General features: G+C 54.0%; 18 protein-coding genes. 13 read left to right on the forward strand and 5 right to left on the reverse strand.

Annotation, left to right across the window (positions count from 1 at the left end; all coding sequences use genetic code 11):
- Positions 1–24 precede the first annotated feature (24 nt).
- From lsrD to lsrA, 3 genes are read right to left on the reverse strand one after another with little or no spacing between them, the layout of a single operon-like run.
- Positions 25–1,026, reverse strand: a complete 1,002-nt coding sequence (lsrD, locus tag ACL2XJ_RS04770; protein WP_132925092.1) for an autoinducer 2 ABC transporter permease LsrD — start codon at positions 1,024–1,026, stop codon at positions 25–27.
- Complete coding sequence (gene lsrC, locus ACL2XJ_RS04775) at positions 1,026–2,096, reverse strand: autoinducer 2 ABC transporter permease LsrC (RefSeq protein WP_132925090.1); 1,071 nt, start codon at positions 2,094–2,096, stop codon at positions 1,026–1,028. The genes lsrD and lsrC overlap by 1 nt, the downstream gene beginning before the upstream one ends.
- Positions 2,089–3,624, reverse strand: a complete 1,536-nt coding sequence (gene lsrA, locus ACL2XJ_RS04780; RefSeq protein WP_413725809.1) for an autoinducer 2 ABC transporter ATP-binding protein LsrA — start codon at positions 3,622–3,624, stop codon at positions 2,089–2,091. Before lsrA ends, lsrC begins: the two co-directional genes overlap by 8 nt.
- Positions 3,625–3,879: 255 nt before the next feature.
- Between lsrA and lsrR the strand changes: the two genes are divergently transcribed.
- From lsrR to ACL2XJ_RS04840, 12 genes are all read left to right on the forward strand, one after another.
- Positions 3,880–4,839, forward strand: a complete 960-nt coding sequence (gene lsrR, locus ACL2XJ_RS04785) for a transcriptional regulator LsrR (protein WP_413726849.1) — start codon at positions 3,880–3,882, stop codon at positions 4,837–4,839.
- Positions 4,840–4,917: 78 nt separating this feature from the next.
- Positions 4,918–6,519, forward strand: coding sequence for an autoinducer-2 kinase (lsrK, locus tag ACL2XJ_RS04790; RefSeq protein ID WP_413725810.1), 1,602 nt, complete (start codon positions 4,918–4,920; stop codon positions 6,517–6,519).
- Positions 6,520–7,043: 524 nt separating this feature from the next.
- On the forward strand, positions 7,044–8,477 hold the full coding sequence (locus tag ACL2XJ_RS04795) for an Ig-like domain-containing protein (RefSeq protein WP_413725811.1): 1,434 nt from the start codon (positions 7,044–7,046) through the stop codon (positions 8,475–8,477).
- Between the two features lie 256 nt (positions 8,478–8,733).
- Complete coding sequence (locus ACL2XJ_RS04800; protein WP_413725812.1) at positions 8,734–9,408, forward strand: Ig-like domain-containing protein; 675 nt, start codon at positions 8,734–8,736, stop codon at positions 9,406–9,408.
- Positions 9,409–9,842: 434 nt separating this feature from the next.
- A complete protein-coding gene (locus ACL2XJ_RS04805) occupies positions 9,843–10,766 on the forward strand; it encodes a ketopantoate reductase family protein (protein ID WP_413725813.1) in 924 nt (307 codons plus the stop codon).
- A gap of 490 nt (positions 10,767–11,256) precedes the next feature.
- Complete coding sequence (locus ACL2XJ_RS04810) at positions 11,257–11,598, forward strand: hypothetical protein (protein WP_413725814.1); 342 nt, start codon at positions 11,257–11,259, stop codon at positions 11,596–11,598.
- Between the two features lie 142 nt (positions 11,599–11,740).
- Entirely contained in the window at positions 11,741–11,974 is a 234-nt protein-coding gene (locus tag ACL2XJ_RS04815; protein ID WP_413725815.1) for a hypothetical protein, read from the forward strand.
- The gene (locus ACL2XJ_RS04820) at positions 11,971–12,189 is read left to right on the forward strand and encodes a hypothetical protein (RefSeq protein WP_413725816.1); all 219 of its coding nucleotides are present in this window, start codon (positions 11,971–11,973) and stop codon (positions 12,187–12,189) included. Before ACL2XJ_RS04815 ends, ACL2XJ_RS04820 begins: the two co-directional genes overlap by 4 nt.
- 449 nt (positions 12,190–12,638) lie before the next feature.
- Positions 12,639–13,208 (forward strand): cytochrome b, encoded by a 570-nt coding sequence (locus tag ACL2XJ_RS04825; RefSeq protein WP_413725817.1) that lies wholly within the window; start codon positions 12,639–12,641, stop codon positions 13,206–13,208.
- 174 nt (positions 13,209–13,382) lie between these two features.
- The gene (locus tag ACL2XJ_RS04830) at positions 13,383–13,916 is read left to right on the forward strand and encodes a tetratricopeptide repeat protein (protein ID WP_413726850.1); all 534 of its coding nucleotides are present in this window, start codon (positions 13,383–13,385) and stop codon (positions 13,914–13,916) included.
- A 26-nt stretch (positions 13,917–13,942) separates the two neighbouring features.
- Positions 13,943–14,557 (forward strand): sigma-70 family RNA polymerase sigma factor, encoded by a 615-nt coding sequence (locus tag ACL2XJ_RS04835; protein WP_413725818.1) that lies wholly within the window; start codon positions 13,943–13,945, stop codon positions 14,555–14,557.
- A complete protein-coding gene (locus tag ACL2XJ_RS04840) occupies positions 14,554–15,531 on the forward strand; it encodes an anti-sigma factor family protein (protein WP_413725819.1) in 978 nt (325 codons plus the stop codon). Before ACL2XJ_RS04835 ends, ACL2XJ_RS04840 begins: the two co-directional genes overlap by 4 nt.
- Positions 15,532–15,642: 111 nt before the next feature.
- Here the strand turns inward: ACL2XJ_RS04840 and ACL2XJ_RS04845 are convergent, their stop codons facing one another.
- Positions 15,643–16,329, reverse strand: a complete 687-nt coding sequence (locus ACL2XJ_RS04845; RefSeq protein WP_413725820.1) for a TetR/AcrR family transcriptional regulator — start codon at positions 16,327–16,329, stop codon at positions 15,643–15,645.
- Between the two features lie 610 nt (positions 16,330–16,939).
- Here ACL2XJ_RS04845 and ACL2XJ_RS04850 point away from each other — a divergent pair.
- On the forward strand, positions 16,940–17,515 hold the full coding sequence (locus tag ACL2XJ_RS04850; protein WP_413725821.1) for an Ail/Lom family outer membrane beta-barrel protein: 576 nt from the start codon (positions 16,940–16,942) through the stop codon (positions 17,513–17,515).
- A gap of 397 nt (positions 17,516–17,912) precedes the next feature.
- Here the strand turns inward: ACL2XJ_RS04850 and gntU are convergent, their stop codons facing one another.
- The gene (gntU, locus tag ACL2XJ_RS04855; RefSeq protein WP_132927971.1) at positions 17,913–19,250 is read right to left on the reverse strand and encodes a gluconate transporter; all 1,338 of its coding nucleotides are present in this window, start codon (positions 19,248–19,250) and stop codon (positions 17,913–17,915) included.
- Positions 19,251–19,316 lie beyond the last annotated feature (66 nt).

Genomic DNA, 19,316 nt, shown 5'->3' on the forward strand with positions numbered 1-19,316 from the left:
TTCTCCATCGGTCATGGGAAGGGTTCAGGAAGAAACCCGCGGGCGCAGCCGGCGGGCCAGTAGACGCGTTATTGCTTCGCGATGCAGGCTGGCGGAACGGCCTAGCACCACCAAAATCAACAATGCGCCGGATAACGCACTGGAAACCTGGCTGGCGACGCCGGCCATTTGCAGGCCCTGCTGCAGGAACCCCACCAGCAGCGTGGCCAGGGCGGTACCGAGGATCGAGCCCGACCCGCCATAGATGTTCGCCCCGCCCAGCACCGCGGCGGTGATGGCCGGCATCAACAGCGCGCCGCCGAGATCGGAACGGGCGGAGCCGAAATAGGACACCATCAGTACGGCGGCCACGGCGGACCCCAGGCCGGTCAGCCCATACACCGCGCACAGGGTAGAGCCCACCGGTACCGCGCTATAGCGGGCCACCCTCGGATTCTGGCCGATGACAAACACCTGCCTGCCCAGGCGGGTGCGATGCATCAGCAGCCAGAAAACCAGCAGCGTAAGCACAAAGAGGGATAACGGCATCGGCAGCCCCAGCACCGTCATATTGGCGAAATCAGTGAATGCCGAGGGGAAACCGCCGATGCCCTCATAGCCGGTGGCTCCCGCCAGCCCCGACAGCAGCAGCGCGCTGCCGCCGTATAAATACAGCGTGCCCAGGGTGATAACCAGCGGATTGACCCCGGTATACAGGATAAGTCCGGCATTGAGCAGCCCGCAGGCCAGGCCCAGCAGCAAAGTGAGCGGAACCGCCAGGGCCAGGGGCAGACCGCTTTGGTACAGCACGCCCAGCGCAATGGCGCACAGTCCGACGGTAGAGGCGAAAGAGATATCGATACCGCCGCTGACAATCACCATGGTCAGCGGCAGGGCGACAATGCCGATCGTGATAAAATCGCTGGTACTGAACAGCAGCATATTCACATCCAGCATGCGCGGATTCACGGCGCCGAACAGCAGGATTTCCGCCAGCAGCAGGACCACCAGCGCGCCTTCCCAGCCGTGCTCTTTCAGTCTGTTCATCAGGCCACCCCGCCCTTTTTATCGGTGGCGATGGCCGTGCGTCTGGCTCCGCCTGACCGGCGTTTGCGGCCTTTTGGCTTCGTCGTCGAAGGGTCGGGCATAAAACGGGCATACTTCTGGTGCCGACGGCTCAGTTCCAGCGCCCGCCGCAGGCGGCCGTCGAAAATCAGCACGCCCAGCAGCACCAGGCCGGCGATAAAATCGTTCCACCAGGCGGGCAAGCGCAGCAATACCAGCACGCTGTCGATTTGGGTGAGGAAATAGGCTCCCAGAATGGCCCCGGCCACCGTGCCGGTCCCCCCCAGCAGGCTTACCCCGCCCAACACGCAGGCGGCAATGGCTTTCATCTCCAGTCCGCTGCCGGTCTGGTTGGGCACGAAGCCGATTTGCGCGGCGAAGACGATACCCGCCAGCGCCGCCATCAAGCCGTTGACGGCAAAAGCCGCCATGCGAACGGTATCCACCGGCACGCCGAGCTGGCGCGCGCCGGGCAGGTTATCCCCCACCGCATAGAAGCTGCGGCCGAACGAGGTACGGCGGCATAACCAGAACAGCGCGGCAAAAAGCACAATGATCACGTAGCCGAAGGGGGAAATGCCGAACCAGAGCGGGTTTGACAAGGCTTTCAGGCCGGCGGGCAGGTTTTCGATCCATTTGCCGCCGGTAAGCAGCAGCATCAGACCGCGATATAAGCCCAGCGTGCCGAGGGTGGCGACAATGGCCGGAATTCGACACCAGGCCACCAATATGCCGTTGAACATCCCTGCCCCTACGCCCGTAAGCAGGGTCAGCAGAAGCGCGGACGTCAATCCGAAACCGTGGTTTAACATCAGGCCCAGCGCCACCGCGCAAAGGCCGGTTATGGATCCCACCGAGACATCGATGTTGCGCGTCAGCATCACCAGGGTGGCGCCCATGGCCAGTAGTATTAGGATATGCGCACTGCTGAAAATCATCAGCAATGTCTGCATACCGATATAGTTGCGATCCAGCGCCCCCAGCAGCACAAACAGGGCCACAATCGCCAGCAGCGCCGTGAGTTCGCGATTATTTTGCAGCAATTTAAGCATCGGCGGACTCCTCGGCGCCGGAACCGAAGGCCATGCGCATCATGTGCTCCACCGTGGCGGCCTCCCCCTGCATCGGCGGGCTCAATTCCCCCTGGTGCATGACGAAAACCCGATCCGCCAGCAGGGCTATCTCTTCCGGATCGGAAGAAATCAGCAGCACCGCCACGTTTTGCCCCACGATATCCCGCAGCAAACGGTAAATATCGGCGCGGGCCGACACATCCACGCCCCGGGTCGGCTCATCGATAATCAGCAGCCGCGGCTGCGCCTCCAGGCATTTTGCGATGAGCAGTTTCTGCTGATTGCCGCCGGATAACGTACGCGCCGGCTGGCCGCCGTCAGCATATTTAATACCCAACGCCCGTTGATACCGCGCCAGCACCGCCATTTCCCGTTTCGGATGCAGCCACCAGCGATGGCGTTCGGCGGCCAGGGCACCGGTATTCCAGTAGAGCGGCGCGTCAAGATAAAGGCCCGACGACTGGCGGTCCTCCGGCAAATAGACCAGGCCGGCCTCAAGCCGCTGGGACAACCCCAGCCCGCCGATATCCCGCCCTTCCAGCCGCAGTTGACCGCCCCACAGCGGACGCAGGCCGTACAGGGTTTCCGCCAGCTCGGTGCGGCCGGCCCCCACCACCCCCGCCAGGCCGACGATTTCACCGGCATGTACGGTAAATGACACCTGGCGGAAGCCTTCGCCGCTCAAGCGGTCCGCCTCCAGCACCAGCCGGCGCGGATCGGCGGTATGCCGCTGCCCGGGCAGCTCAAGCCACATTTTTTGCGCCGCGGATAGGCCGTCGCCGCCATTGATCGGCGCGATGGCCTGGACAAGCGTCTGGGTATCGAAATCGCCGATAGGACCGCTCAGGGATAGGACCCCGTCGCGCATCACGCTGACCCGGTGGGCCAGCGCATAGACCTCGGGCAGTTTATGAGAGATAAAAATTACCCCGACGCCGCGGGCCAGCAGGTCCCGCACCTGTTTGAACAGCCGCCGGGTTTCCGTCGGCGTCAGCGAGGCGGTGGGCTCGTCCAGAATCAGGATACGCGCGTCGCGCATCAGTCCGCGCAGGATCTCCACCAGTTGCCTGTCCGCCACTTCCAGCGTTCCGGCGGCTGCCTGCAGCGATAATTCACAGCCGAGACGTTCCAGCAATTGCTGCAATTTACCGACGTCCGCCTGCCGCCGCGGCAAACGAAACAGGATATTTTCCTTCACCGTCATATTGGGAAACAGCATGGGTTCCTGCGGCACCAGATAAATACCGTACTGATGGGCGCGGGCCGGGGTAAGACGCTCACAGGGCCGGTCATCAATGGATATTAAACCGCTGTCCGGCGACTCAACCCCGGCAATGATTTTCATCAACGTCGATTTTCCGGCCCCATTACCGCCGAGCAAGGCATGGACTTGCCCGGCCATCAATGTGAAGCTGATATCTTTCAATACCGTCACGCCTGCATACTGCTTGCAAACGTTCTGCACCTGCAGCAGCGGCGCCGGGGATAACGGGGGTCGTTGCGTCATATCGCTCTCTACCGGAATGAACAAATGAATTTTAAATTCAAAACTGTTCATAATCCTAGTCGGGGTGATATAATAAAAACGCCAAATTGATCACATTTCATTCATGTGCACATCCATTGTCGTATCGGGAAATAAGGTCATCACGTTTTTGCAGGTCCGGTCACAGTTCACCTCTCCCGCAAACTGAACAATTGAATATAATTTTAAGAAGTGTTCTATATGAATAAAAATAGCCATGAAAAAACCAGTCGTGAAATGAAGGGCTCCGAAAATGTTGGCCCGGCGGATAACGGCATGGCTGAATCCGAATTATTGGCGCGCATAGCCTGGTTCTATTACCACGATGGCCTGACCCAAGGAGAAATCGGCGACCATCTGGGGCTGACGCGGCTTAAAGTGTCGCGCCTGCTGGAGAAAGGCCGCCAGTCGGGGGTGATCCGCGTACAGATCAACTCCCGTTACGAAGGCTGTCTGGAGTTGGAGAATGTGCTGCTTGAACGATTCAAGCTACAGCATGTCCGGGTACTGCCGGCGTTGCCGCAGCGTGAGATCAACCGGCGCATCGGCGTGGGGGCGGCCCAGGTGATCATGAGCCATTTACAGCCGCAGCAGCTGCTGGCGGTGGGTTTTGGCGAAACCGCCATGAGTACCCTTCAGCACTTGAGCGGTTTTATCAGTTCCCAGCAGGTACGGCTGGTGACGCTGTCCGGCGGCGTCGGCCCCTATATGACCGGTATCGGCCAGTTGGACGCCGCGTGCAGCGTCAGCATTATTCCGGCGCCGCTGCGCGCGTCCTCCGCCGAGGTCGCCGCCATATTCCGCCGGGAACGCAGCGTGCATGACGTCATGCTGACCGCCTGCGCCGCCGATATCGCGGTGGTGGGCATCGGCGCGCTGAACCAGAAACGCGAGGCCACCATAATGCGTTCAGGTTATATCAGCGAAGGGGAACAACAGCTGTTCGGCCGCAAGGGCGCGGTGGGAGACATTCTCGGTTATTTCATGCAGCGCAGCGGAGAGCTGGCCGAGGCCATGCCGATCCACCAGGAGCTGATCGGGGTGTCGTTACAGGATTTGGCGAATATCCCGCAGGTCATCGGCGTGGCGGGCGGCACGGAAAAAGCCGAGGCCATCCTGGCGGCTTTGGCGGGCAAACACATTAATGCATTGATTACCGAGGAAAGCACGGTACGAACCATGCTGGCGCTGCTCTGACTCATCAAACAGGACGGTTCGCCCGGCAGCCCGGCTTTTATCCTGCGCTCCGGCGCCGCTGACACAGAGATAATGACAATGACGACACTCTGTACTCCTGCATCACCCGCCGCTCACTCCGGCTATCTTATGGCGCTGGACGCCGGCACCGGCAGTTTTCGTGCGGTGATTTTTGATATCGAAGGCAATCAGCTGGCGGTGGGCCAGGCGGAATGGCGGCATCTGGCGGATCCGCTCATCCCCGGTTCCATGGCGTTCGATCTGGAAAAAAACTGGCAGTTGGTGTGCAACTGCATTCAGCGGGCGCTGGCCGCCGCCGCCATCGAACCCCGGCAAATCCATGCCGTGGCCGCCTGTTCAATGCGCGAGGGCATCGTGCTTTACGATCGCCAGGGCAAACCCATCTGGGCCTGCGCCAATGTCGATGCCCGCGCCAGCCGTGAAGTAAGCGAGCTTAAGGAGCTGCACGATAACGGTTTTGAGAGCGAAGTCTATCAATGTTCGGGACAAACCCTGGCCCTGAGCGCCATGCCGCGCCTGTTATGGCTGGCCCACCATCGGCCGGATGTCTATCGCCGGGCGGCTACGCTCACCATGATAAGCGATTGGCTGGCCTATATGCTTAGCGGAGAGCTGGCGGTGGACCCCTCTAACGCCGGCACCACCGGCATGCTCAGCCTGGCAAGCCGGGACTGGCAGCGCAGCCTGCTGGACATGGCCGGCCTGCGCGCCGATATGCTCTCCCCGGTACGGGAAACCGGCACCGTGCTGGGCGCGGTGACCGGGCCGGCGGCCCAGGCCTGCGGACTATTGGCCGGCACGCCCGTGGTAACGGGGGGCGGCGACGTACAGCTCGGCAGCCTCGGACTGGGCATCGTCCGGCCGGGACAAACCGCGGTGCTGGGGGGCACCTTTTGGCAGCAGGTGGTCAATTTGCCCGCGCCCATCACCGACCCGGACATGAATATCCGCGTCAATCCCCATGTCATCCCCGGCATGGTGCAGGCGGAATCCATCAGCTTTTTCACCGGCCTGACCATGCGCTGGTTTCGCGACGCCTTTTGCGGCGAAGAGAAGCTGATTGCCGAGCGGATGGGAGTGGATACCTACAGCCTGTTGGAAGACATGGCCGCCCGCGTGCCGGCGGGGTCCTACGGCGTCATGCCGATTTTTTCCGATGCCATGCGCTTTAAAAACTGGTATCACGCCGCGCCCTCCTTTATCAATCTCTCCATCGACCCGGAGCGCTGTAATAAACAAACGCTGTTCCGCGCCCTGGAGGAAAACGCCGCCATCGTGTCCGCCTGCAACCTGGAACAAATAGCCCGTTTCTCCGGGGTCCAGCCCAAGTCGGTGGTGTTTGCCGGCGGCGGCTCCAAAGGCAAATTATGGTGCCAGATTCTCAGCGACGTCACCGGACTGACGGTAAAAGTGCCCGACGTTAAGGAAGCCACCGCCCTGGGCTGCGCCATTGCCGCCGGGGTGGGCGCCGGCATCTACCCTTCCCTGGCCCAAACCGGCGAACGCCTGGTGCGCTGGCAACGGGAGTATCAGCCGAATGTGGAAAATCACCAGCTCTATCGCCAAATGAAAGCCAGCTGGCAGGCGGTATACGCCGATCAGCTGGGGCTGGTGGATAACGGACTCACCACCTCGATGTGGAAAGCGCCGGGCTTGTAAACGATTATGCTTAACGCTTGCATATGCGATAGAACCAAGCCCAGCCGCTGTACTGTCTGCTAGACCGGCGAAGCGGGGCTATCATTCCAGCAGGCAACTACGATCAAATCATAGAGCGAAAACATTAGGTTATGGATGCCCCGGAATAACATGGCTTCCACTCTCCTATATTTATGTTATGTTTTAGCAATCCTCATGCAAATAACAACATTGCCTAATTTTTCTAGGCCGGTAATATTGAACATAATGATGCTCAACTCAGCATAATTTTATTTTTTGACGCACTTATGAACGGTATATTCCTGCCGCACTGAGTTTTAAGCGCATAAAGGAGTAGGTCAGCGATGAAAATATTATCTCTGCGTCACAATATTCAAATGGCCAAAAAATATTTACCGCTGATATTACAGGCTTTGATATAGCATCATTAGTTTATTTTAAACTATAAATAAATAGGGACATATTTATATTTTCGGGAAACATTAATTATTTACAAAATATTTTAGAGCATATGAGGGGGATTTATGGCACTCCAACCACCTACCTTACCACAACTTACCAATAACACTATTACTACGGCAAAAATATCCGCGGATGGTGGTATAATTGTCGACATTCCTTCTTACGGGAATTTGAGAATAAATGACACCGTTAGAATATTTTTCAACGGTTCGTTAGTCATTACTTATGATATTGTAAATATTGGTGATTTACCCCACCAATTCCTTATCCCCGGCAGATATGCTGTTATAGGAAGCAATATTATGCAATATACAGCCACCGATAGGTTAGGTAACACAAGTCCATCTGACCCCGCCTCTTTCACAGTAGTTCAAAGCGCTTCCGTGAGCGGCTATGTTCTAAATTCCCAAGTCATACAGAATGATGCCAATGCTGATGGTTCCGACCGAAACCAGATTATCTACATTCTCTCCAGCATGACGGGTCAGCAGGTATCCGGCCAGTTTATCACTTTTGCGCACTATGATTCCGGCGGCGTTGGCCTAAGTGATCCTTTCGTCCAGACAGATGCCGCCGGGATATCCAGTTTGTTTGTTACCAGCAGCATCAGTGAACGTGTTTTAATTGTCGCCACGCTGATCACAGATAACACGGTGACCAATTCTCAGGTGCTGAATTTCGTTGAAGCGCCTATCAGTTATAGCCTGTCCGCCACGCCTCAGGTTAATAACCAGCCCGCGAATGGCCAGGCCACTAATCTGGTGGTGGCAAAACTGGTGAATAGCGCAACGCAGGCAGGAATCGGCGGCAGAGTGCTGCAAGTTTACGTCGGCGGCGCCGCCACTTACCCGAATACCGTCACGACCAATCCGTTTGGTGAGGCCAGCATATATATTTCCACTATTAACCCTGGGTCAATGAACGTCATTATTTCTCTGCAATCTGACTATAACGTTCAAACAAATGTAGACATAAATTTCGTTCCCAGCTACCCCATTACTTTTCCTTCATATGAAGTATGGGTAGGAGAGTATGTTCCAGTGAGTACGTTATTTGGGCCTATATATTTTCAACAAGGACATGTGTATGAAGTATCACTCAGCCGGACATATAATTATATTTGGGATTGTGGCGTAAATTATGCACATATATATTCAGGAGCGGGTACTGTTTGCGCCTCAGGTCGGCCAACGGACTTTTTATTTCTTGGCGATGGTTTCTCATATATAAAACCGCTTAAAACCGGTTCTGGCGCCGACTTTTATTCCCGATATGCACCTTATTACAATGCTGCAAATTCAGGATATACCTTCGTGACTGTAGTTGACCACGGGCCAACTGATAGCATATTCTCCATACCCGCGATACTCGGTAAACAAGAAAATTTGCTGTTAGAACATTCAGATAATGCGGAATCGCCCAATTCAATTGGAAACGTCACGCCGGAGACTGCTTGTAACCCCGCTGACGACTACCCATGCCATACTCGGGTTTAGGATTTAGTTGCAATTATGGGTATTGTGTCCCAATGATTGGCACACAATACCCACGGGTTTATAGTAAAAAAATAATATTATAACATTATTATAAAAATGTTTTTTTTCGCAACTTCTCACGTAAATAACAACATTGTCTAATAATTTTTTTGCAGGTAATATTCATATAAACTTTTGAAAGTACACTCCAAACGAAATTACATAAAATAAAAAATTTTGAAGTTGATCATAGCAAATATGAAATTAAGGAGATTATATGTCATCAGCATATCCCTGTACTCGACCTCTTTTTACCTTGCGTCCTCCGCTGCTTCCGCAAGTTTTTAATGGTGTAATCCATACCATTCAAATCGATCTTGCCGGTGGTCTTTACTTACAGGTGCCTCTCTATCCCGACGTAGAGATCAACGACATTATCCATGTATTTTTTTCTAGTAACGACTTCCCGCTAGTCAGTTTCATTATACAAACACTGCCGGGTTTACCAAGAAGCTTTCTGTTCCCGGCCAGCGTAGCGACCGTGGGACCGCATTTTGCTTTTTATGTGGCGGAGGATTTTGCCGGTAATTCGTCAATATCTGAAAGAGTTGATTTCCAAATAGTTCAAAGCTTGCAGCAAAACAGCTTACTCACGGCCACGGTCCTTGCTAATAACGCGCTGGCCGATGGCGTTTCAACAAATATCGTCAGAGCCACGTTATATGACGCTAGTGGATATCCTTCCTCGGGGCAAGTGCTGCGTTTGACGGCTTCCGGTCAAGCCCAACATCCTCAATTTGTCGTCACAGATGTTACGGGAAATGCTTTTATACCAATAACAAATACCGTTCCTGGAGTCGTCATTCTTAATATTGAACTTGGAACGAATCCCGCCACAAGCACTTCAGCACAAGTGATGTTTACCGTTCCCGGTCAGTCTATTTGTCGATGAAGGGAAATAGTCAAAAGATAGCCAGCCCGGCATGATTATGTTCTTTTTAAGAGTTTGAAAAATTGTATAGTCTTGCCGGACTGTTTTTGATGAACGATATCAGTTTGGTTTCAGATAACAACCAGATCGTTAAAATTCATATTTTCTTAAAGATATTAGTATGAAATAAGTGAAATGTTATCATCCGGAAAACCGTTTCTTTAATATTTATTGCTAAAGCTTAAAGCAAGGGGTAACCGGCCCGCTTCCGGCAAAAGTGTTCATTTCAATATCACCCGACGCGGACGATAATGCCCTCAATCCGCATCAAGTGAGGCATAGGACAATCCGCACGCTGAACCGCCACTGATAAGCGCTGGACACATACTGGCATATGCCCCTATTCTAATCCCATGCTGTTTCACTTAATTGCTGAAAACAATATGGATAACAACATGCGTATGCTGGTTGTGGGCGCCGGCGCCACCGGCGGTTATTTTGGCGGCCGGCTGGCGCTGGCAGGACGTGACGTGACGTTTTTGGTGCGTGGTAAACGCGCGGCGTCGCTGCGTTCCGAGGGGATGCGTATTATCACCCCGTCGGGCGAGCTGGCGCTGCAACCCCAGGTGACGGAAGCCGCAGAGATAACCAGGCCCTACGACGCCATTTTGATTGCGGTCAAAGCGTTCAGCCTGGACGGCGTATTAGAAGCCCTTAGGCCGGCAGTGGATGAAAACACGTTGATTATGCCCGTTCTCAACGGCATGAAGCACCTTGAAGTCCTGGCGGAACGCTACGGCAAAAACGCCGTTATCGGCGGCCTGTGCAAAATAGCCGGGACCTTGGATGATAAGGGGAGAATCGTACAGCTGAGCAGTTTGCATGAACTGACGTATGGAGAACTGGACAGCGCGGCCTCTGAGCGCATCACCCGTTTGGATCGCTTTTTCCAGGGCGCCGGTTTCAATGCTCGCCTGTCGCCGAATATCATCAGCGAGATGTGGGAAAAATGGCTGCTGCTGGCAAGCCTCGGGGCCATTACCTGCCTGATGCGCGGTAATATCGGCCAGGTAGCCTCCGCGCCGGGAGGCGACGCATTTGCCCGCGGGGTGATAAACGAAGTCCTGGCGGTGCTGGTTTCTCAGGGCTATGTCCGGCGGGAAGAGTATATACAGCAGACCATCGACCTGTTAACCCGGAAAGAATCGGTTCAAACCTCTTCCATGTACCGCGACCTGATGCAGGGCTACGAAATAGAAGCAGACCAGGTGATAGGCGATCTGGTGGACATCGCCGGCCGCGCAGCGCTGTCGGTGCCGCTGCTGAAAGCAACCTATGTCAACCTGTGCGTATACCGGGCCGCGCGCGGTAACGCTTAGGAGTCATCGTGGCGGCGTTGTTTGTTATGGATGGCGTTTGACGCCGCCGCGAAGTCATCGGCCGCCATCGGCTCTCGCGTCAAGACCCCCGGTACAGGCTGATGGCCTCGCATCCGGCCTGCCGATTTACCGGTGAAAGAGCATCGAAGCAAAAACATGGCAAAAGCTTCTTAGCCCGGTTTAAATTTTATTTTTCAGGCAAATAATTGAAAACTATATTTTTACCGAAGTTTATGTTAACAATTGAATATTACTCTTTCTCAATGACAAGCTTTCCCATAAGAATATATTCTCTTATTTAGCAATGTCTCCCTTTTATAGCATTCAAGTGTTCGAAAATTGTTATTCTCAAAAAAAGAAAAGCCTGCTATCAAAAAATATCATTGTTTATCATGGAAAAAAATGTAAGCTCTGTATTGAGCTTAATACTGATTATTTTAAAAGATAGGTGAACCCTTTTTGTATAAATACCAAAAATCAAGGAGTTTATATGGCTCTTTCACCACCGATTTTACCACAAGCGGTTAACGGCGTAATCACCACGGCCCAGATTGAAGCGGCATATGGTATTTTTGTGTTGATACCTATTGATGCCAGCTTTTCAGTTGGGGATGTCATATCAGTGCGCTTAAACAATGATATGCGTCAAGCCGTATATCTAGGGGGCAGCGAACCAATTTTGGTGACATTTGATGACCCGGTTTATTGGATTTTTGACTTTTATAATCAATCCTATTACGGCCAGACAAACAGATATGGCGATGAAACCTTTTCTCCCACGGTGGAATTTTTTTTATCGAGCAAAACATTTTTCGGGATCATTGCACCGTGAACGTCAATATCAATAATTTTTAATTTTAGAACATTAATCATTATTAATTTATATTTTGAATCAGCCGGGACCGGACCATCGCGTTTTTGAAAGAGAGAGACGTAATGGATTCGGTCCAACCCTTTTTTCAAAGCAGCGGGCCATGATTCGGCTTACCACCAACAATGCCCTTGGTGGCGTCTTTGCCAATATCTACCCTTTTCGCTTGCTGATACCTCAAGGGCAACGTCCCGCCGGGTTGGCGGTATCAATTCAGTCCGATGCGCGGCCCCTACATGGCGTGGATACCGTCCCGGATCCACGGATGATCTCCCGCGGTTTGCCGCAAAGTAACAAAACGCTGTGTACGTTCTCCCATCATGGCGCGAATCCTTGAGGCCTACCCCGGCGGAGCGGGATAAACTGGCGGCATCGCAGCCGCTATGGCAGGCGGCGCAGCGGCGTTTCGAGACCATTATGCCGGCTAATCAGACCGTGGCATTAACCGCCATTCTGGCCGAAATTTCATCGCCGGAATGTGCGCACATCTTTATCGCGTCACCAGAGGTAAATCCTGCATCACCTGCATTATCGAAAAAAGCCGATCGCTGAAAAAATAAAGTGCCAATGTTCCAAAAGCCAATAGAAAAAAAACGCCTAATATCATATTTATCGTATAAGAATTCAGTGAAGCGTTAATGGATTCCAATAACTTTAATTCTCGCTGCCTCGAGGCCAGCGATGCCTCTATTCTTTGCAGGGACAGCGCTATTTGTTCAAGCGTTGCCGTCTCATCAGAGTCTGTTTCTTCGGTTATATGAGTCACCTCGAGTAAAACCGGTCGTGCATTAATCATGGCGGCCATACCTTTAAATAGGGTGTCGGGCCTGATAAGGTTGGTGCTTTTTACGCCAGGATTCAACCCATCCGAAGGTAAAAAAACAATAAAATAATTCAATTATATGATTTATATGGCATTATTTATTTTTCAAAAAAGACCGAATAAAATCTTCTTACGAGGTGTTTACTCGGTATGCAAACCATGAGAATAGGATGATAGTATGTCAGTGAATTCCATCGCACGAACCAGCACCGTGAAACACTATTATGATAAATTAACGTTAACCCTGCATTGGGTAACGGCGCTGATAGTGATTTTTCTTTTTGCCAGCTCGCAAATATGGGAACAGCTTGAGCGCGGAACATTTTGGCGGAAAACACTACAATCACTACATATTTCTTTCGGCATTGCATTGGCGGCGATAATTATTATCCGCCTCATTTGGCGCGCGACCGCTGGAAAAAAATTACCCGCAGCCTCTTCATCGTTATTGATGCATCGTTTAGCCAAATTAACCCACTGGGCGTTATATCTTTTATTAATTGCACAAATTACGCTGGGTTTTCTTTTCCGCTGGGCGCAGGGCGAGCCCTTCATGTTTTTCGGCTTATTTACCGTACCTGATATATTCAACGTTGATCCTATGTTGCGCAGAACTTTCGGCATGCTGCATTTCTATACCGCCTGGACCATCATTATCCTGACCGGCCTGCATGCCTGCGCTGCCTTGTTTCACCACTACGTCCTGCGTGACGACACGCTGAGAAGAATGATGCCGCCGGCGGAATAACGCCGCCCGTCCGCCGGCGACGCATGCCGGCATTTATCCCTGATTGCCAGCCCCGCCCAGGCGGAGCCGGATAGACATACCCAAAAATCAGTACCTGCGGCCCGCGCCGGCGCATTATCGGCCGGTGGGGTTGAAATCCACTCCACAAAAGGACATATCGCCATGTTGAAACCGATGACATCAATTGCCGCCGCCAAACATTTCCCACTGCTGCTCGGAGGCGCCCTGCTGCTGATATCCGGCCTGAGTCATGCCATGGGGGACGATTCATCAACCACTCCCACCTGCCCGAAAGGACAAATTTATGATTCGCGCACCAAAACCTGCATGGTGGATAAAGGCAGTATGATCTCCGACGCCGACCGCACCCGCTACGCCTATACCCTGGCGAAAGCCAAGCGTTATCAGGAAGCCCTGGCGGTGTTGGACACCTTAAAACAACCTAATACCGCCCAGGCCTGGAACTATCGCGGCTATGCTACGCGCAAGCTGGGCCGCACCGACGAAGGCATCGGTTATTATCAGCGCTCCATCGCCCTGGACCCCCACTATGCCCAGGTACGGGAGTACCTGGGCGAGGCCTGGATGATCAAAGGCCGGCCCGATTTGGCCAAAGCACAGCTGGCCACCATAAAAACCTTGTGCGGCACCGGCTGCGAGGAGTATCGCGATTTGTCCAACGCCATCCAAGGCCACCCTGAATCCTGACGGGCCCGAGGCATAAACGCCACCTTATGTTATCTTCCTTAACCGGTCCTTGTATTCTGGAAAAAGCTGTTCCTATAATCTGCCGAGACACTGAATTGGGGCAGGAGATCGCTATCATCGATACCCATGATATCCGCGACGAGCTGGGGCACTATTTGACGCGCTTATGGCGCTACGGCATGGTGTTGTCCCGCAAACCGGATATAGCGGATGATTTGGTGCAGTCCACCTGTGTAAGGGCTATGGAACGTGCCGGGCAATTTACCGCCGGCACGGCGCTGGACCGCTGGCTTTTCTCGATTCTGCACTCCATCTGGATCAACGAGATCCGATCGCGGCAGATTCGCCAGGGGCAAGGATTTGTCGATATAGACGAGGTGACGGCACACAGCGGTGAATCGGATTCGGTAAGTCATATCTGGGCGAATCAAATCATGGCCCGCGTCAACCAATTGCCGGAGGCGCAGCGCAATGCGGTCTTTTTGGTCTATGTGGAGGGGTTTACCTATCAGGAAGCGGCACAGACCCTATCCGTGCCCATCGGCACGATTATGAGCCGGCTGGCCGCCGCCCGGCTGACGCTGGCTAAAGACGCCGCCATATCATCGGCCCGGCCCCAGGTGGAGGGCGACAAGGTATGACAAAACGCCCCTTGGTTCCGCCGCTGACCGATGAACTGCTGGTGGCTTACCTGGATAATGAATTGGATGCCGACCAGCGCCGACAGATTGAACAGCGGCTCGGCGACGATCCCCAGCTCGCCGAACGGCTGTCGCTGCTGGACCAGGCCAGCCTGCCTTTCAGTGCGGCTTACGCCGTTATGCTCAATCAGGCGCCGGCGGCGCGTTTGCGGGCCAGGCTGGAGAGTCTGACGGAAGCAAACAGCCCGAATGGCTTAGACCGGCCCGATGGCTTGGATATTCCGCATGACGGGGATGGGCTCGACGACTCGGGTAATCCGAATGGCCTGGATAGGCATGATGGCTCGGGTAATCCGAATGGCCTGGTGGATAGTCATGATGGCTTGAGCATTGCAAATGGCGTAGACCGGCCGGACGGACGGGCGCCGATAACGGCGCCGGCCGCCGGTCGCGGCATCAGTCGCAGAAATCTGATGGCGGCGGCGGTGGCCGGCCTGGCGGTGGGCATCCTCGGCGGACGGCTGTCGTTCGGACTGTTCACACCGGCGGGACATCAGGATAACTGGCGGGATCTGGTGGCGGAATATATGTCGCTCTATACCGACGAAACCTTCGCGGATACGGCAACATCGCCGGACCTGCAGCAGCAGCAGCTAAAGACCGTCGGCGCCAGGCTGGGATTATCCCTTGATCCCGGGCGGCTCAGCCTGCCGGGCGCCGAGCTGAAGTTCGCCCGGCTGCTGAGCTACGACAGACAGCCCATAGCGCAAATTGCCTATCTGGATGAAAGGCACGGGCCGCTGGCGCTGTGCATAACCCGCGCCGGCGACGGCCGGCAAGACGGGCCGGAAAATGAAGTACTGCGCGGAATGAACGTGGTGTACTGGGCTACGGGAGGCCACCGTTATATGCTGATTGGCCATAACCCGCCGGCGGAGCTGAACGCGCTGGCGCAAAAACTGATTGCGGCATAATCATTGGCATGAGAACCATGGCAGGGTTCAGGCCACGGAGTGGTTGACTGAATCATGGGGCACGGACGCCGTCAAACAATCGCGGGCCGGGTACGCCGGCCCAGCCGAGGTTCAAGCTTCTTCGGCCACCGCTACCGGCAGCGGTTGTAAGCGCTCGGCGCTCAGGTTCACCAGATGCGGCCATACCGCCATCAGCGTGGAAACGATGAGATCCAGATCCGCCTGGGTAGCGCCGTCGCGCGCTTGCACCGACATGCCCTGCAAGGTACCGGCCAGATATTTTGCCAGCGCCGCCACCGGCGCGTCGGCGGACAGCTCGCCCAGCGCCTGGCGGGATTGCAGAAAATCCCTCAGGGTGTTTTCCTGCAAATGATGGCGGCATTTCAACATCTGCGCCACTTCTTCGGACGATGCGGAGAGCGCGGCCGAGGTACAAATGATGAAACAGCCCGACGGCAGGCTCTTATCGGTAAACATTGAGGCGGCCGCGCGGAAAAAGTTTTCCACCGCCTCGGCGACGGTGCAATCCGGACGGGCGAGCAACGCCTTGCCCTTCTCGGCGAACTTGATGACATAACGTTCCACCGCCGCCCGGAACAACCCTTCTTTATTGCCGAACTCGGCATAAAGCGTCGGTGCCTTGGCACCGGTGGCCTCCACCAGATCGGACATCGAGGTAGCTTCATAGCCATGGCGCCAGAACATCTCCAGCGCCTTATCCAGAGCGGAATCACGGTCAAACTGCTTTGGGCGCCCGCGACCCTTCTTCAGACATGCCGCTACTTGCTCTGTGCTCATAACTTTCCTCGTATTCGGTGGAGTGGCAGAAAATAATTAACGTCCACTATAAAAAATCTTGTTACCGCTGTCGAGAGAGTTTTCCGAATTTTGTAAACAACATTTTCCGACGGTGAGCGCCCTTGCCCCGCGGCCTCCCTCTTTTCATCTTTTCATCGGCTGAGCCTTCTCTGCGGGTTCAGGCAGCCCTGTTTCGTATGGGATCAAGAGAAGATGCGCCAGGATTAACGGATGAGGTCACGGGGCATTCGGGTGAACCTATCGGCACTGTGACTGCCGCCACTTTCATATTTATTATTATCGATGGGCCGAAGAGAACTTTATATACATGCAGTTATGATTTTATTAAAAAATATATCACTTTGATTAAAAATAATTAACAGAGCATTATCTCTACCGTTGATAAACAAATTTCATTTGCAGCACTAAAATTCCTGATAGTTCATTTTTTTCGAGATTTTTTAAAAATTTATATTTATTATCTGCCTTCGAAGATCGCTGTTGCCGCTTTTATCTCGTCATTACGTCAGGATAATCCCGCGGATGAAATAACAAATACTAGACCTGCTTCATAATAAGTAACGTGGATTTTTATAATAAGGATGACATCATGAAAAAGCTTTGTTTAGCGCTGCTAGCCTGCACCACCCTGGGAACAACCTTCAACACCCTGGCCGACAGTAACCATACGGTTTCAATGGGTTATGCACAGAGTAAGATTAAAGATGGCGCCAGCTTAAAAGGGGTGAATGCCAAATACCGCTATGAGTGGGATAGCCCTGTAAGCATCATTTCTTCATTGACGTATATGGGTGCAAGCCATACTGAGGAAGAACGGCACAGTTTTGATAGTAGATTCGAGAAAACAAAATTCAAATATTTAAGCCTGTCGGCTGGCCCAGCTTACCGTTTTAATGAATTTGTCAGTGTTTACACCTTAATAGGGGCCAGCTTTGATAAATTCTCTGATAATGTATGGTCCGTTACGCATGGTAGTAAAAACAAAACAGATCAAAGTAGCAGTACTGATAAAAGCACTGGGTTTATGTATGGCGCCGGGATACAAATAAATCCGCGCCATAATATTACCGTGGATATAGGCTATGAAGGCTCGAGGGCGAAGGATAATGACAATGACAGATATTCCATCAACGGCTTTAACGTCGGCGTCGGTTACCGGTTCTGATTGAACTCTACGTTGTTCCCTCGTTATCGATTAATCCGCATTCAGGCCGACCAATAAAGGCCTGAATGCGAATCGCGCCTTTACAGCGGGAGAGCCCGCCGGCGCGACAGTGCAGCCGCCTTGCAAATCACCAGCTTTAACCGAAGCGAGTACCAGACGTGTTAAAGGGAGACCGTGCTGATGGGGTCGAATCGGGCATGGGTTTTCTGCCCGACAGAGCGCCCCACGGCACGGTAAGCCCGCTATCACCGAGCCATGACCCGAGCGTGTTAAAGGGAAAACGTCCTGCCTGCCGCCTATCTCATTAAAGGCAAACCCACTATAACAACACTGTTTAACACTGTACCGCCAACCCAAGGCCATCAAATAGACCGAACCATCAGGCTGAAAGCCACACTCAAAACAGCGTATAGGCCACCATGCCCACCAGCGCGCCGGTGGTGCCGAGAATCGTCTCCATCAGGGTCCAGGTTTTCAGGGTCTGCAGCTCGGTAGCGCCGGTCAGCTTGCCGAACAGCCAAAATCCCGCGTCGTTAACATGGCTGCAGACAATGGAACCGCCGCCGATGCATACCGATAAGGCCGCCAGCTGGGCGCCGTTCAGACCAAGGCCGGTGATAACCGGCATCACCAGTCCTACGGTGGTTAAACACGCCACGGTAGCCGATCCTTGAATAATACGGATGGCGGCCGCCAGCACAAAACAGGCCACCGCGATAGGCAGGCCGGTGCCGATTAACGCATTACCCAACGCCGGCCCCACCCCCGAATCCACCAATACCTGTTTAAAGACGCCGCCGGCGCCGGTCACCAGCAGAATGATCCCCGCCGGTTGCAGCGCCGCCGAGCAGATTCCCATCACCTTGTCTTTGCTCATGCCCTGCCGGTACGCCAGGCCGTAGATGGCCACCAGGCAAGCCAGCAAAATGGCGATAAAAGGATGGCCCACCAATTCCATCCAGCGGTAAAGCGTCGAGCCCTGGGCCACAAAACGTACCCCGATGGTTTTTAATCCCACCAGGATCAAGGGGAACAACACCAGCGACACGCTGAACCCAAAGGAAGGCAATGCCTCGGTTTTTAATGCCGGCGCGGCGATATCTTCCGGCAAAGGGATGGTCACATACCGGCTGATAATGCTGCCGAATAGCGGCCCGGCCACCAGCATGCCGGGGATGGCCGCCGCCAGGCCGATGGCTATCATCCAGCCATAATCCGCATGCATCTGCGATGCCAGCAGCATCGGCGTCGGTCCGGGCAATAAAAACGCCGCCGCCGCGGCCACGCCGGCAAATAAAGGCACCAGCAGTTTCACCAGATTGTCGCCGGTACGGCGGGCAACGGCGAACACCACCCCAATCAACAGCATCACCGCCACCTCAAAAAACAGCGGCAACGCGCAAATAAGCCCGACGATGCCGAGGGCCAGGAACGCCCGCCGTTCGCCAAAGCTTTTGATCATCCTGGTGGCGATTTGATCCAGGGCGCCGGTTTCATGCAGTACTTTACCGAACATTGATCCCAGCGCGACGACAATGGCCAGGAAACCCAAAGTGCCTCCCATGCCGGCCTGCATGGTATCGGCGATTTTTTCCAGCGGCATTCCGGAAAAAATCCCGGTTCCGACGGACACCAGCAGTAAAGCGACAAATGCATGCATACGCGCTTTCATGACCAGAAAAAGTAATATCAACACCGAGCCGATGGCGGTGATGACCAGAGTTAAGGTGCTCATCATGCGTTAATCCGCCCGGCGTAGCCAAATTCAAAGACCGGGGCGTCCAACGCCGGGACATCATTT

It is taken from the genome of Sodalis sp. RH16, assembly GCF_047324245.1.
Classification (GTDB): domain Bacteria; phylum Pseudomonadota; class Gammaproteobacteria; order Enterobacterales; family Enterobacteriaceae; genus Acerihabitans; species Acerihabitans ligni.